The organism is Cupriavidus metallidurans CH34, assembly GCF_000196015.1.
GTDB lineage: Bacteria > Pseudomonadota > Gammaproteobacteria > Burkholderiales > Burkholderiaceae > Cupriavidus > Cupriavidus metallidurans.
In genome coordinates this window covers 2,046,795-2,061,552 of record NC_007973.1, presented here as the reverse complement: position 1 = coordinate 2,061,552, position 14,758 = coordinate 2,046,795, and the positions used below count along the sequence as shown (strand labels likewise).

Genomic DNA, 14,758 nt, shown 5'->3' with positions numbered 1-14,758 from the left:
ACCGTTTGCACGTCGGTGTGTGGCGAAAGGTTAGGCCGAACTTTGCTGCAGTTCGCTGACGAGCTTGGCGATGCGACGCTGCCGCGTCTCGAGAGACTTGGCATCCTCAATCGCAGCGACGTGCTTCCGTTTGAGCCCAAACGGCAAACTATCAAAGGCGGCTCTGGCGCCTTTATTTTTCCTCAGGGCCTCAGAAAGGTCTGTCGGTTCCGGCAGCGTTCTCGGCTCTTCGTCGAGTTCTATTTGAACGTCGACGAGGTCGCCCTCCGCGATACCGCTTTCTCGCCGGTTGGCCGCGCTGATACCCACCAAGCAGTTGCCATTCATTACGGCAATTCTGCTTCGCCATTTGTGGCCGTTGATGGAGATGGCAACCGGTGGTCGCGCGCCCGCGCCGAACGACTCAATGCCATCCTTCGGGACCTCGACGGCCGTTGCATTGCCCGAGGGGACGACCTTTGCCTGGAATATGAATTTCATGCGACCGGAGAGCTGAGGTACTCAAAGGAGATCTAGGAAAACACGAACGCAATGAAACCCGGGACGCGCTGCCCGATGGGCATGCGCGTTACCGGCACCTCCGAAAGTCGCCGGCCTCCGGAGTGGGAGGCGAGTTCGACAGTCGTATATGGCGTCGAGAAAGATAGGTAAGGCGAAATCGGAAGTCAAAGGCTATTTATCCCAAGCGCCGGGCCGCACCATATGTGAAATACAAGGCACGTTTCATCTGGTCGAGAAGCACTGCATCCTGCGCCGGCCCGCCCAAGCTCGCGCTGGAGCCAAGCGCGCTCGGGGTGATATTGTCTGGAGAGCACAAGATCACCGAAGATTGGTGATTCGCCCATTCTTCCTGGGGACGCCATGCATCCACTCTCGGATTCCGCCAACGTATCGCACCGCGATGACGTCTTTGCACTCTGGGACCGGCTGGCCGAGTTCTCCGCCGGCGAAGCCGATGACGCGCTGACCCATTTGTTAACCACGCTCTGTGCAATGGTCACGGCACAGAATGCACTTTGGGCTGTCGTTGTCCGATTACCTGCGGTCGCGCGAAAGGACCCCTTGTTTGGCTGGCGTCCACGCCTTGTTCGCCTCCTGCATCCTGTCCCCGCGATGGTTGCTTCCGTGCAGGAGCAGTTCGACACGCTATGGTCCGGCAACGTGGACTCGTCACATGTCGTGGCCATGTCGGGGGATGAGCCATTCCGCGCCAATCTTCTCTTCGAGGCGATGCCCGCCGAATGGTTTGAAGGTGCCCACTATCGCCGTCACTACCTCGAAGTTGGTCACGCCGACAGCATCCAGGTGCGTTGTTCGCTCAACGATGATGTGCGGATTCATCTCTTCGTGTTTCGCGATCTGCAAGCCCCCCGTTTTTCTGCACCGGATCTCGAGCTTCTGGGCTTCGTGATGCACGGGCTGAGGTGGTACTACCGGCAGCAACTGCTCAGCCACGGCCTGCTCATCGCCGACGCGTCGCTGACGTCGGCCGAGCGAAGGGTGTTGCTGGGGCTGCTCGACGGACTGACGGAAAAGCAGATCGCGCAGAAGCTCGAGCAGAGTCCGAACACGACTCACGTCCATATCAAATCAATTTACGCAAAATTCAACGTTCGAAATCGCTCGACGCTCACCGCGCTGTGGCTCGGCAAGTTGCGATAACGCATTGCAGAGTGGTGCCGTTGCGGGCAACTGAGCGTAGCCGCCTGGCATCGAGTTCGCCCGGTACATGCGGCCTGCGCAAGAAATCCAGCGCAGATCGTACGGAGGATTGCAGCGGCTTGGCTAAGGTGCGAACAGATCCAACCCTGCGAGGGCTAGCGCGCCACTCAGCGCGATTGCGGCCGTGGAATCCACAAGAATAAGGATTGCACCCGACAGCCAGCAGGCGAAGGTGAAGCCAATTGCTGCTTTCATCGTGGCACCTGACGCGTAAATGGGCTGCGGCGAGCCAAGCCGGCCGCAAACTGAATGCATCTTCCCCATGGAGGCTTCGCTAACGTCGAGCCGTGACGCTGTGCCTTGCACCAACCGACGCTGCCAGCCAGACGCCGAACAGGACGGCAACGAAACTGACAACAAGACGCGTACTTACGGGTTCCTGCAGGAACAGAACGCCGCCAAGTGCTGCAACGGGTGGCACCAGTAGCTGGATGGTGGCCGCGGACATCGCCGGCAGCTTTCGGATTACCGACGCCCACACGACAAAGCCGACAGCAGATGTCACAGCCCCTGACGCCACAGCGAGGGCAACCCCGGCTACGCTCGCGTGGGCATGGCCGTGAAGCATCCAACCGAGGACGATGCAGATCGGAGTCGCGCGCAGGAAGTTTCCTGCCGTTGCCGAGAGTGGACTTGCGGCTCGCCTGCCTCGCAAGGTATAGATCCCCCATGCCACGCCCGCCCCAACCATCATCAGCAAGCCGGAGAATCGCGGAACGCCGATGCCGGGTGTGGTCAGGTATAACAGTCCGGCAATAGCCAGGAGATAGCCCATCAGCGCCACGCGGTGGAAGCGCTCGCCTTTGAGAAGGCAGGCAATAAATATCGTCAGTTGTACCGTCCCGAACAACACGAGCGCACCGAAACTGACGCCGAGGGATAGATACGACAATGAGAACAGGATCACGAAAATCCCCAGCGCTGTAGCTGAGATCCAGTCAGGGTCAGGATTGGGCTGCCGGGTGTACTCCGGTTTCAGCTTCGTCACGACCAGTAACGTCGCGCCTCCGGCCAGCAGCCGGATATCGGAGAATGTCGCTGCGTCGATGGAGTAAGTGAACAGTGCGACGCGGCACAGTAGCGCGTTCGAGGCAAATGCAGCGATCGCAACCGCGCCCTGCAGGGCGCAAGTCGGCGTGATTGCACTCGCGCCTGCTGGAGCCAGATAGGCATTCATCGCCCTTCCTTTCTTTAGCGTCGCAGGCCTTTGACGGGCGCATTGCGCCGCGACCCTTGCGTCTGCTGGAGAATAGGTAGCTCGATGACGTCCGAAAATAACCTGAATAGGTGACCGCGTGCTGGCGCCCGCGAAAGGATCAGGATGACATCCCGCCAGCCGAAGCTGAGGCAGTCAACTATCGACAGCTTCAAATCCCTGCCTCTGAACCGCCATTAACTTGAACCAACCAGCCTCCACGGCTCCCGGGCGGCTCAGTTATCGTGCTGGATAAGGTTTCCCCAGATTCCAGCGTGATTGCCAATGTTCGATGTACTGGCGTGAAACCTCGGGCATGTCTCGAATGACGACCACATTCTCGGAGTTGGATGTCTCGGCAGATGGCGCGAAGTTGAAGGAACCTGTTTCAACCGTGTTGCCATCGACAATGATCGTCTTGTCGTGATGGATATGGAAATGGTCGGTGGTCCGCAGTTCCACACCATTGCGGGTCACAAGGTCCATGGCTGCCAAGCTCGTCTTGCCCAGGTTGCGCTTCTTGTCGATTACCACGCGCACCTCCACGCCTCGATTCCTGGCATCAACCAGCGCCTGCATGATGTCAGGAGCTTGAAACGAGTAGGCGAGCATCTGAATGGAATGCTGCGCACTACCGATAGTCTTCAGAACAAGCTCTCGCGCTGAACCCTCCGGGGAGAAGCCAACCTGAATGCTGGGAGTGGCATGGGCGAGAGATGAAATGCTGAGAAGGGTGGCAAGGGCGATGCTTCGGGTTCTTGTCATGGCGTTAGGGCCTTGGTCGGAGCGCCTGGCACTGGACGGGGTATGGCTCACGTACATGGACGCTCGCAGTGGTTGTCTCGGCGTTGGCGTGGCCGATGGTCCCCCAATAGGACGATTCCTGGGATCAATTCGGAGTTGGATGGTTGGATCCGCCCATGCTGGTTGCTGAAATGAAGTTGTACCAACCAGTTAAGGGAGTTTGCCATGTTCGCCTATTTCATTGTGTTCTTCGCGCTCTGGGGCGTCGTGAGGCTGGCGGATCGTTGGGGGATGTAGGGGGCGTTGACGGCTCGGAACATTCAGGTGTGGCGGCAAGTACGGGGCATCAATTGGTCGATGCAAGCCGTTAGCTATGCGCGTCGCACGATCGACTGATCAGGGCCAGATCATTCGGAAATGCGTTGATGTATTTTGGGAAAGTTCCTATGTGGCGGTCGTCGTTCCTTGCCTTTAATGAACCTCGTCCAGTCCAGAATTTTGGTGGCTGAATAAGCGGGAGCATCGATAAGTGATGCCCCGGCATTGATGGTCGAGGTTCGAAGTGAGTGAAGTTGAATTTGTGAGCTGGTTGCGCGGTTTTGTGAACGCCCGGGGTGCTGTACCGCCTACTGCTGTCCAGTGGCGAGAGATCATGGCACGCGTGTCGATTTGCTCTGTGGATCCACTGGGTCCAAAGCAACGCGAGGCTGTGGAGTTGTCTGAGGCTATTGGGCGACTTCGCGTGGCGGCCACGCAGCAGGTTGGAGTGCTTGTACCGCAGCCGTTGGCTGCGGCACGGCAGTGAAGGGGGCGCTCATGTTCTTGCCTGTCAACCGCGGTTTCTTCTGGGTGCTATGGGCCAAAACAATGTTCCCTACTGATCGCCGCTGATTCGTTGCGATGATTTGTCGAGATCAGCCCGCCTTGCGCAAGCCTGGCGGGTTTTGCTCAGTCTCGGATGGTGCTTCTTGCAGCGGGATATCTGCGGATGGACGCGGTTCTTATGCAAGGCATGGCACGCCATGGTCGGTACCAGGGTGGGGGACCGAGCTACCGGCCAGTTACTGGCCCTGGATAGACGGATTCCCACCACGCGCCCGGTTACGCTCCCGCTCATAATCCTCATAGGGCGGAAGCGTCTGCCTTACCGTTCCCGGAGTCATAGGATTCACGGCGGCATCGTGGCTACGGGCACCTTCGTAGGTGCCGCGCCAAAAATCGAAGGATGAGCATCCTGCGCTGAAGGCTGCCGAAGCAAGGGCAAGAAAAACTGGGATCAATCGGTTCATGCGACTAGAGACTGGAAATCTGATTGCGCCTGCAAGTCTGGCGCATCGAGACACGCAGCCTATCGTCCCATATGTTCAAAGTCGAAAAAAAAGCCCGCTGCGCGAAGCAGGCGGGCCGGGATGAATTATCGTGGGGTCAATCACGACGGTTTTGATTGTCTGATAATGTATTCTCGCCGTCTGCCCTACGTACGAGGGGATTAACTCGAATGAGTTAATTTTATCCAACTTACAGTCAGAAAGATTTGCATGAAGCACTTTATGGTGATAGTCAAAGTGCAGATTTAGCCATCCAGCGACTCGAGCGTGAACTTCGCGCCGCCGTCCTGACCAAACAGTTCGACCAGTTTCGGCATGGCTTCCTGGAGCTCCGCCTTGAGCGTCCAGGGAGGATTGACGATGAACATACCACTGCCATGCAAGCCCAGACCGCCCGCGACCGGGTGTTTGACTGTCAGTGTGACGTGCAGCCAGCTCTTGAGCGGCAGGCGCTTCAGCTGGGCCGGTAGCTGGGTTGATTCCCGTCGTTGCACCTCGGGATACCAGATCGCATAGATGCCCGTGGCGAAACGCTCCAGGCCAGCATTGAGCGTATCGAGCGTACGGGCGTAGTCTTGTTTGTCTTCGTAAGAAGGGTCGATCAGCACCAGTGCGCGGCGGGGCGGGGGCGGCAGGATAGCCTTGATGCCATTGAAGCCATCGCCGTCATAGAGCATGACCTTGCGTCCCGCGCCGCGGAAATTGTCGCGCAGTACCTGGATCTCGGTGCTGTGCAGTTCGAACAGGCGCAGGCGGTCCGCATCGCGCAGCATTTGCCACGCCAGCCACGGCGAACCAGGATAGTGCTTGAGATTGCCGTCCTCGTTCAGCGCACGTACCTGTTCGAGATAGGCGTCGAGCAGGGCAGGCATCGGCTGGCCGTTCGCGGCGGCGCGCCAGAGCGGGCCAATGCCGGTCTCGAACTCCGATTTTTTCTGCGCGTAGGCGTGATCAAGGGCATAGAGCCCGGCGCCGGCGTGGGTGTCGATGTACCAGAACGCCTTGTCCTTCTGCGTCAGGTAGTCCAGCAACTGGACAACGACGGCGTGCTTGAGGACATCGGCATGATTGCCGGCGTGGAAGGCGTGACGATAACTGAGCATGGCGAGGGAATGACGGCGCGCAAACTTCGCGCAAATACGGCCTTGAAGGCATTTTCAGGGCGGTGCGCGGGGAGGGCGCTATGCTACCATCCGCCGCCATTTCCGGCCGTATGAATCCTTGCCATGACGCGCGTTCTTGAGCCCGCCGAACCCATTCTGTCCAATGACGGTACTCCCTATTCGCCTCGCTATGACGATGTCTATCACAGCGCGCGTGGAGGTCTGGCGCAGGCACATCACGTGTTTCTCGGTGGCAATGGTCTGCCCGAAGGCTGGGCCGGGCGCGAGCAGTTTGTCATTGTCGAGACGGGGTTTGGGCAGGGCCTGAATTTCCTCGCCACCTGGCAGGCATGGCGTAGCGATCCGCAGCGTTGCCGACGGCTGCATTTCGTGTCGATCGAGAAACATCCCTTCACGCGCGAAGGTCTGGCGCGATTACATGCACATGCTGGCCTGGGTGATCTGCTGCCGTTATCCGACCAATTGCAGCAACAATGGCCTGATGCGTTGCCCGGCTTGCACAGACTGTCGTTCGAGGATGGGGCGGTCACGCTGACGCTGGCGTTGGGCGACGTGGAAACGATGTTGCCGAAGCTAGTGCTTGGCGCCGATGCGTTCTACCTCGATGGGTTTTCGCCATCGCGCAACGCCGAGATGTGGTCCGACACCGTGTTCCGCGGCCTGGCGCGTCTCGCCCGCATCGGTGCGACGCTCGCGACCTACACAGCGGCGGGATTCGTGAGGCGCGGGCTCACGGCGGCCGGGTTCGAGGCGCACAAGGCGCCCGGATTTGGTGGCAAGCGAGACATGACCGTGGCGCGTTTCGCGCCAGTTTGGAAGAACCGCCGTCATGCGCCGCCCGAGGCAGCGCAATGGGCCGAGCGACATGCCATCGTCATTGGAGCGGGGCTGGCGGGATGCGCCGTGACCGAACGTCTGGCTGCGCGTGGCTGGCGCGTGACATTGCTCGACGCGCATGACGGACCGGCGCGACAGACATCGTGCCACCGTGCCGCGGCGATGCATGCGCATGTGTCCGCCGACGACAGCTTCCTTTCGCGACTGTCCCGTGCTGGCAACCTTCATGCGTTGCGCGCGTGGGGCGCATTGGAGGCGGCTGGCTATCCCGTGGGATGGCACGGCACTGGCGTCCTGCAGATCGGCGAGGATGATGCTGAGAACGCGGCGCAGCAAGCCGCACTTGCGGAGCTTCGGTTTCCGGAGTCATTTGTGCGCTGGATGTCGCCGCAAGAGGCTACGGAGCAGCATGGCGCAACGGTTCCGAGAGGCGGCTTGTGGTTTCCGAAGGGAGGCTGGGTGGCGCCGCCCGACATTTGCCGCGCGCAGCTTGCGAAAGCTGGTGCGGCTGTGGATGCGCTATTCAATTGCCGCGTGGCAGCGATCAGGCGGATCGGTGATGCGTGGCAGGCGCTTGCCGATGACGGTGGGGTATTGGCCGCAGCGCCGGTTCTGGTGCTCGCCAATGCCTACGAAGCCGATCGGCTGACCTCGGGCCAGTTCCTGGCGCTGCGCCGGGTGCGTGGCCAACTGACGGATCTGGCACCCGCGCAGGCAGAGGCGCTGGGTGGTTGGCCCGATTGCGTCGTGACCGGCGGTGGTTACCTACTGCCGCGTGACGCGGCGGGCGGAGCAAGGATGGGCTCGAGTTATGAAGCGGACGAAGGGCCGCTGGTCGAGCGTCCGGAAGTGCACGCTGCCAACCTCGATCGTCTGGCATCGATGCTGCCGGACCGGGCGTCACAAATCGCGCAGATCGACCCCGCCACGCTGCAGGGTTACGTCGGCGTGCGCACGGTCACGTATAACCGTCTTCCGCTTGTCGGGCGCATTGCCGACGATGCGCAGGCACTGTCCCGTGCCGCTGCGTTGCGTGGCGCGCATTTACGCGATCTGCCGCGGCTTCCCGGTCTGTATGCGGCCCTTGCATATGCCTCGCGGGGCCTCACATGGGCAGCCTTGTGTGCGGAGCTGATCGCCAGCCAGATCGAGGGCGAACCACTGCCGCTCGAGGCCGATCTGGCAGATGCGATCGATCCCGCACGGCTCCTGCTGCGCGCGCTCCGACACGGTCACGCGCAGGCGCCCGAATCGGCGGGGCCTGGGGTGGATGCGGCCGGCTAGGGTAAAAACTGCCGGAAGCGAATCAAAACCGTGCGATAATCCCGGTTTTCCGTTTGCACGGAGACCCCCGCTCGTCGGCGCCAGTCGCGGGTGGACCGATATGCAGGCGGTTGCGCTGACAACAACATTTCTGGATTGGATTAACGACCATGTCGAACGTCATTGAAAACCTCGGCAAGCTTGACCGCAAGGTGACCCTGGCTATTCCCAAGGCCGAAGTGCAGAAGGAAACCCAGGAACGCCTGGCTCGTCTGTCGAAGACCGTGAAGATGTCCGGCTTCCGCCCGGGCAAGGTGCCGATGAAGATGGTCGAGAAGCAATATGGCCAGCAAGTCGAGTTCGAAGTGCGCTTCGACAAGGCTGCCCGCAAGTTCTTCGACATCACCCAGGCCCAGGAAGTGAAGGTGGCCGGTCAGCCGAAGTTCGACATCAAGACCGAAGGCGTGGCTGACGACGAACTGGCTTTCGAAGCCACGTTCGAGGTGTATCCGGAGGTCAAGATTGGCGACCTCGCGTCGGCCGAAGTGACCCGCACCAAGACCGAAATCGGCGACGCCGAGATTGACAAGACCGTCGACATCCTGCGCAAGCAGCGCGTGCACTTCCACGCTCGTGGCGATGCGGGTGCCCACGGTGACGGCGGCGCCGACGTGGCTGCCCAGAACGGCGACCGCGTGACGCTGGACTTCGTCGGCAAGATCGACGGCGTCGAGTTCGCTGGCGGCAAGGCCGAGGACTTCGTGTACGTGCTGGGCGAAGGCCGCATGCTGCCGGAGTTCGAAACGGCTACGCTGGGCCTGAAGGTGGGCGAAAGCAAGTCGTTCCCGCTGACGTTCCCGGCCGATTACCACGGCAAGGAAGTGGCTGGCAAGACCGCTGAATTCACGGTCACGCTGAAGAAGGTCGAGTGGGCGCACCTGCCGGAAGTGGACGATGCATTCGCCAAGTCGCTTGGCATCGCTGACGGCAGCGTGGAAAAGATGCGCGCCGACATCCGTGAAAACCTCGAGCGCGAAGTCAAGCGCCGCACGCACTCCATGCTGAAGGATCAGGTCATGGAAGCGCTGCTGAAGGTTAGCGAGCTGGACGTGCCGAAGGCGCTGGTAGAGCAGGATCAAGAACGCCTGGTGGAAATGGCCCGTCGCGACCTCGAGCAACGTGGTATGCCGAACGCCAAGGACATGCCGATTCCGGCCGAGATGTTTACGCAACAGGCCGAGCGCCGCGTGAAGCTGGGCCTGATCCTGGCCGAGATCGTCAAGGCCAACGGGCTGGAAGCCAAGCCGGACCAGATCAAGGCCGAAATCGAGGACTTCGCGAAGAGCTATGAAGACCCGAAGGAAGTCATGCGCTGGTACTACGGTGACCAGCAACGTCTGGCCGAGATGGAAGCCTACGTCCTCGAAAACAACGTGGTAAATTTCGTGTGCGACAAGGCCAAGGTCGCGGACAAGACGGTGTCGTTCGAAGAACTCACCGCGGCGCCCGCACAAGCCTGAGGTTGGGCATAAGCCGGAAGCCGCGCGAGTATGGCGCGGCGCTGGCTTGCGTCAATCGGCCTCGCGCGCTGGCCGATTGACGCCATTCCTGAATATCTGGAGAACCTGCATGACCCGCAATGATTTGCTTGATCGTCTCGCCACCACGCAGGCTTCTGCTCTGGAGACCCAGGGTCTTGGTCTGGTGCCGATGGTCGTCGAGCAGTCCGGCCGGGGCGAGCGCGCGTACGACATCTACTCGCGCCTGCTCAAGGAACGTGTCGTCTTCATGGTCGGCGAAGTGAACGACCAGACTGCCAACCTGGTGGTGGCTCAGCTTCTGTTCCTCGAAAGCGAGAATCCTGATAAGGACGTGTCGCTGTACATCAATTCGCCCGGTGGTTCGGTTTCGGCCGGTCTGGCGATCTATGACACGATGCAGTTCATCAAGCCCGATGTGCAAACACTGTGCATGGGCATGGCTGCCAGCATGGGTGCATTCCTGCTCGCAGCAGGCGCCAAGGGTAAGCGCAGCGCGCTGCCAAACTCGCGAATCATGATTCACCAGCCGTTGGGCGGTGCGCGTGGTCAGGCTTCGGACATCGAAATCCAGGCACGCGAGATCCTGTATCTGCGCGAACGCCTGAACAGCATCCTTTCTGAGGTGACCGGCCAGCCCGTGGAGAAGATCGCGCGCGATACTGACCGCGATAACTTCATGAGCGGCGATCAGGCTGTGGATTACGGTCTGATCGATAAGGTGATTACCCGTCGCAGTTGAGACGGATCGGCCGGTTTGCCGGTAGGCCATTCCGGGTGCGATCCAGAAAGGATTGCCCCGGGTGGCGCCCGGTAACGCCGGGCGTAGGCTGTACGAATCCGCTCGCCGTAAATGGCGAAGGCTACACCGGAACGAGGCTGTATGCCTCGTTTTTGCGTTTTGCCCCACATGGAGGGGTTGCCGCCGACTGTGCCAATTGTTTTGGCGTATGATGCGTTTAATGCGTTTCCCGCCCGGTCTCCCGCCAGGTGGGAACACACTGCTAATGTGACTGATTCCTATGGCGGACAAAAAAGGTTCATCCAGCGAGAAGCTTCTCTATTGCTCCTTCTGCGGCAAGAGCCAGCATGAGGTGAAGAAGCTGATCGCCGGCCCGTCGGTGTTCATTTGCGACGAATGCATCGACCTGTGCAACGAGATCATCCGTGACGAGGCCTCCGCGACCGACAAGGACGCCACGGCCGCCACGCGATCGGATCTGCCCACGCCCCACGAGATTCGCGAGAGCCTTGACCAGTACGTGATCGGGCAGGATCAGGCCAAGAAAATTCTGGCCGTAGCGGTCTACAACCACTACAAGCGCCTCAAGCACCTCGGCAAGAAGGACGATGTCGAGCTTTCCAAGAGCAATATTCTGCTGATCGGGCCGACTGGCTCCGGCAAGACGTTGCTTGCCCAGACGCTGGCCCGCCTGCTCAACGTGCCGTTCGTGATCGCGGACGCGACGACGCTGACGGAAGCCGGCTACGTGGGCGAGGATGTCGAGAACATCATCCAGAAGCTGCTCCAGAACTGCAATTACGAGGTGGAGAAGGCGCAGCGCGGTATCGTCTACATCGACGAAATCGACAAGATCTCGCGCAAGTCGGACAACCCGTCGATCACCCGCGACGTTTCCGGCGAGGGTGTGCAGCAAGCGCTGCTGAAACTGATCGAGGGCACGATGGCCTCGGTGCCGCCGCAAGGTGGCCGGAAGCATCCGAATCAGGACTTCTTGCAGGTGGATACCACCAATATCCTGTTCATCTGCGGCGGCGCGTTTGACGGCCTGGAGAAGGTCATCATGCAGCGCTCGGACAAGACCGGTATCGGTTTTGCCGCCCAGGTGCAGAGCAAGGAAGAGCGGGAAGTCAGCGAAGTGCTGCCACAGACCGAGCCCGAGGATTTGATCAAGTTCGGCCTGATTCCGGAGCTGATCGGTCGTCTGCCGGTGGTGGCTACGCTAGCGAAGCTGGATGAGGCTGCACTGATGCAGATTCTGATCGAGCCGAAGAACGCGCTGGTCAAGCAATATCAGAAGCTGCTGGCCATGGAAGGCGTGGAGCTGGAAATCCGCCCGGCCGCACTGTCCGCGATCGCTCGCAAGGCCATTCGCCGCAAGACCGGTGCGCGCGGCCTGCGTTCGATCCTTGAACAATCGCTGATGGATGTCATGTATGACCTGCCCAACTACAAGGGCGTCCAGAAGGTCGTGATCGACGAGAACACGATTACCGGCGACGCAGCGCCGCTCCTGGTTTATGAGGAGCAGCAGCCCAAGGTGGCGGGGTCTAACTGACGATCGCGCCGCACATGGGTGGCCTCGACCACACCGGCAAATTTCAAGCGGCCGTTCGCAGCAAAGCGAACGGCTTTTTTTCTTCAATTCCACAAACGAACGGGAGCAAACGCGGGTATGCTGTTTCACTGGGGGTCGCAAGTGCAGTTTGCAGCATGTTTTTCTGCGTACAGATTCGATGATGGGCATCTTGCAATCGAATTCCGCGACCCTATTTACGCCTTAAATGACTGACTGGGGAAAATGATGTCCGGAACACAACTCCTCCCGGCTGAGCCGATTCGCCTCCCACTGTTGCCGCTGCGCGACGTGGTGGTGTTTCCGCACATGGTGATCCCGCTGTTCGTGGGACGCCCGAAGTCCATCAAGGCGCTTGAGACTGCGATGGAGTCGGGCAAGAGCATCATGCTCGTGGCCCAGAAGACTGCGGCCAAAGATGAGCCCACCGCGGATGACCTGTATGAGGTCGGCTGCATCGCCAATATCCTGCAAATGCTGAAGCTGCCCGACGGCACCGTGAAGGTGCTGGTGGAGGGTACGCAACGTGCAAATATCACCGAGGTGAGCGAGGACGATTCGCACTTCATGTGCGAAGCCGTGCCTGTGCCGCCCGCACCGGTTGAATCGGCCGAGACCGAGGCCCTGCGCCGCGCGATCGTGTCCCAGTTCGACCAGTACGTGAAGCTGAACAAGAAGATCCCTCCTGAGATCCTGACGTCGCTGTCCGGTATCGATGAGGCCGGTCGTTTGGCCGATACGATCGCCGCGCATCTGCCGATCAAGCTCGAGCAGAAGCAGAAGATCCTTGAGATGGTCAAGGTGACCGAGCGTCTCGAGAGCCTGCTGTCGCAGCTCGAGGGCGAGATCGACATCCTGCAGGTGGAAAAGCGCATTCGTGGCCGCGTCAAGCGCCAGATGGAAAAGAGCCAGCGCGAGTACTACCTGAACGAGCAGGTCAAGGCGATCCAGAAGGAACTGGGCGAGGGCGAGGAAGGCGCTGATCTGGAAGAACTGGACAAGCGCATCAAGGCCGCCCGCATGCCCAAGGAGGCCAAGAAGAAGGCCGACGCCGAGTTCAAGAAGCTCAAGCTGATGTCGCCGATGTCGGCCGAGGCCACCGTCGTGCGCAACTATATCGACACGCTGGTCAGCCTGCCGTGGCGCAAGAAGAGCAAGGTCAACAACGACCTGGCTAACGCCGAGCGCGTGCTCGATGAAGACCACTATGGCCTCGAGAAGGTCAAGGAACGGATTCTCGAGTACCTTGCCGTGCAACAGCGCGTGGACAAGGTGAAGGCGCCGATCCTGTGCCTGGTTGGCCCTCCGGGCGTCGGCAAGACCTCGCTCGGTCAGTCGGTTGCGCGTGCCACGAACCGCAAGTTCGTGCGTATGGCGCTGGGTGGTGTGCGTGACGAGGCCGAGATCCGCGGTCACCGTCGTACGTACATTGGATCGATGCCGGGCAAGATCCTGCAGAGCCTGTCGAAGGTTGGCGTGCGCAATCCGCTGTTCCTGCTCGACGAGATCGACAAGATGGGCATGGATTTCCGTGGCGATCCTTCGTCGGCGCTGCTCGAGGTGCTGGACCCGGAACAGAACCACACGTTCCAGGACCACTACATCGAGGTGGACTTTGACCTGTCGGATGTGATGTTCGTGGCGACGTCGAACTCGCTGAACATTCCGCCGCCGCTGCTGGACCGGATGGAAGTGATCCGCCTGTCAGGCTACACGGAGGACGAAAAGGTCAACATCGCTACGCGCTACCTGTTACCGAAGCAGATCCGTAACAACGGCCTGAAGCAAGGCGAGATCGAGGTGACCGAAGCGGCAATCCGCGACATCATCCGCTACTACACGCGAGAAGCCGGTGTGCGTTCGCTGGAACGCGAAGTGTCGAAGATCGCTCGCAAGGTTGTGAAGATGCTGCTCCTGAAGAAGGAGTCCACGGCGGTGAAGGTGGATTCCGAGAACCTGGACAAATTCCTTGGCGTGCGCAAGTACGACTTCGGTTTAGCCGGCAAGGAAAACCAGGTGGGTCAGGTGACGGGTCTGGCGTGGACGGAAGTCGGCGGCGACCTGCTGACGATTGAAGCCGCGATCATGCCAGGCAAGGGCAACATCACGCGCACCGGTTCGCTCGGCGATGTGATGAAGGAGTCGGTCGAAGCCGCGCGCTCGGTGGTGCGTTCGCGGGCGCGTCGTCTGGGTATCGCGGATGAGATGTTCGAGAAGCGCGACATCCACATCCACGTGCCCGAGGGCGCCACGCCGAAGGATGGTCCGTCGGCCGGTATCGCGATGACGACCGCGCTAGTGTCGGTGCTGACTGGCATCCCGGTGCGTGCCGATGTGGCGATGACGGGTGAAATCACGCTGCGCGGAGAGGTGCTGCCGATCGGCGGTCTCAAGGAGAAGCTGCTGGCTGCCCATCGCGGCGGTATCAAGCTGGTGCTGATCCCCGAAGAGAACGTCAAGGATCTGGCTGACATTCCGGACAACGTGAAGAACGCCATCGAGATCATGCCGGTGCGCTGGATCGACCGGGTGCTGGAGCTGGCGCTCGAGCGAAAGCCCGAGCCGCTGCCTGAGGAAGATGCCAAGCCCGCCGAGGTGGCGGACAAGGCCGCGTCCCAGGTGGAGCGTATCCATCACTGATCGACGCACACGTCAGTCTGAGATGTAGTTAGGAACGCCGCAGGGTCAA

The 14,758-nt window shown here is 60.4% G+C and carries 10 protein-coding genes; 6 read left to right on the top strand and 4 right to left on the bottom strand.

Annotated elements, in window-relative coordinates:
* Positions 1–30: 30 nt before the first annotated feature.
* Positions 31–480 (bottom strand): YdeI/OmpD-associated family protein, encoded by a 450-nt coding sequence (locus RMET_RS09485; protein ID WP_011516624.1) that lies wholly within the window; start codon positions 478–480, stop codon positions 31–33.
* A 381-nt stretch (positions 481–861) separates the two neighbouring features.
* Here RMET_RS09485 and RMET_RS09480 point away from each other — a divergent pair, with 381 nt between their 5' ends.
* Complete coding sequence (locus RMET_RS09480) at positions 862–1,662, top strand: helix-turn-helix transcriptional regulator (protein WP_011516622.1); 801 nt, start codon at positions 862–864, stop codon at positions 1,660–1,662.
* Positions 1,663–1,996: 334 nt separating this feature from the next.
* Here RMET_RS09480 and RMET_RS09475 read toward each other — a convergent pair whose 3' ends face one another.
* The 3 genes from RMET_RS09475 to RMET_RS09465 all read right to left on the bottom strand — a co-directional run bounded on the left by RMET_RS09475 (position 1,997) and on the right by RMET_RS09465 (position 6,092).
* On the bottom strand, positions 1,997–2,899 hold the full coding sequence (locus RMET_RS09475; protein ID WP_011516620.1) for a DMT family transporter: 903 nt from the start codon (positions 2,897–2,899) through the stop codon (positions 1,997–1,999).
* A 258-nt stretch (positions 2,900–3,157) separates the two neighbouring features.
* Positions 3,158–3,682, bottom strand: coding sequence for a phospholipase D family nuclease (locus RMET_RS09470; protein ID WP_029307814.1), 525 nt, complete (start codon positions 3,680–3,682; stop codon positions 3,158–3,160).
* A 1,552-nt stretch (positions 3,683–5,234) separates the two neighbouring features.
* Positions 5,235–6,092, bottom strand: a complete 858-nt coding sequence (locus RMET_RS09465; protein WP_011516613.1) for a 23S rRNA (adenine(2030)-N(6))-methyltransferase RlmJ — start codon at positions 6,090–6,092, stop codon at positions 5,235–5,237.
* 123 nt (positions 6,093–6,215) lie between these two features.
* Here RMET_RS09465 and mnmC point away from each other — a divergent pair, with 123 nt between their 5' ends.
* The 5 genes from mnmC (at position 6,216) to lon (ending at position 14,709) form a co-directional block, all read left to right on the top strand.
* Positions 6,216–8,234 (top strand): bifunctional tRNA (5-methylaminomethyl-2-thiouridine)(34)-methyltransferase MnmD/FAD-dependent 5-carboxymethylaminomethyl-2-thiouridine(34) oxidoreductase MnmC, encoded by a 2,019-nt coding sequence (mnmC, locus tag RMET_RS09460; RefSeq protein WP_011516612.1) that lies wholly within the window; start codon positions 6,216–6,218, stop codon positions 8,232–8,234.
* 149 nt (positions 8,235–8,383) lie between these two features.
* Positions 8,384–9,733, top strand: coding sequence for a trigger factor (gene tig, locus RMET_RS09455; protein WP_011516611.1), 1,350 nt, complete (start codon positions 8,384–8,386; stop codon positions 9,731–9,733).
* Between the two features lie 109 nt (positions 9,734–9,842).
* Positions 9,843–10,493: an ATP-dependent Clp endopeptidase proteolytic subunit ClpP gene (clpP, locus tag RMET_RS09450; protein WP_008651661.1), complete on the top strand. Its 651-nt coding sequence runs from the start codon at positions 9,843–9,845 to the stop codon at positions 10,491–10,493.
* A gap of 280 nt (positions 10,494–10,773) precedes the next feature.
* Positions 10,774–12,051, top strand: a complete 1,278-nt coding sequence (gene clpX / locus RMET_RS09445) for an ATP-dependent Clp protease ATP-binding subunit ClpX (RefSeq protein ID WP_011516610.1) — start codon at positions 10,774–10,776, stop codon at positions 12,049–12,051.
* A 246-nt stretch (positions 12,052–12,297) separates the two neighbouring features.
* Complete coding sequence (gene lon / locus RMET_RS09440) at positions 12,298–14,709, top strand: endopeptidase La (RefSeq protein WP_011516609.1); 2,412 nt, start codon at positions 12,298–12,300, stop codon at positions 14,707–14,709.
* The last annotated feature ends 49 nt before the right edge of the window (positions 14,710–14,758 follow it).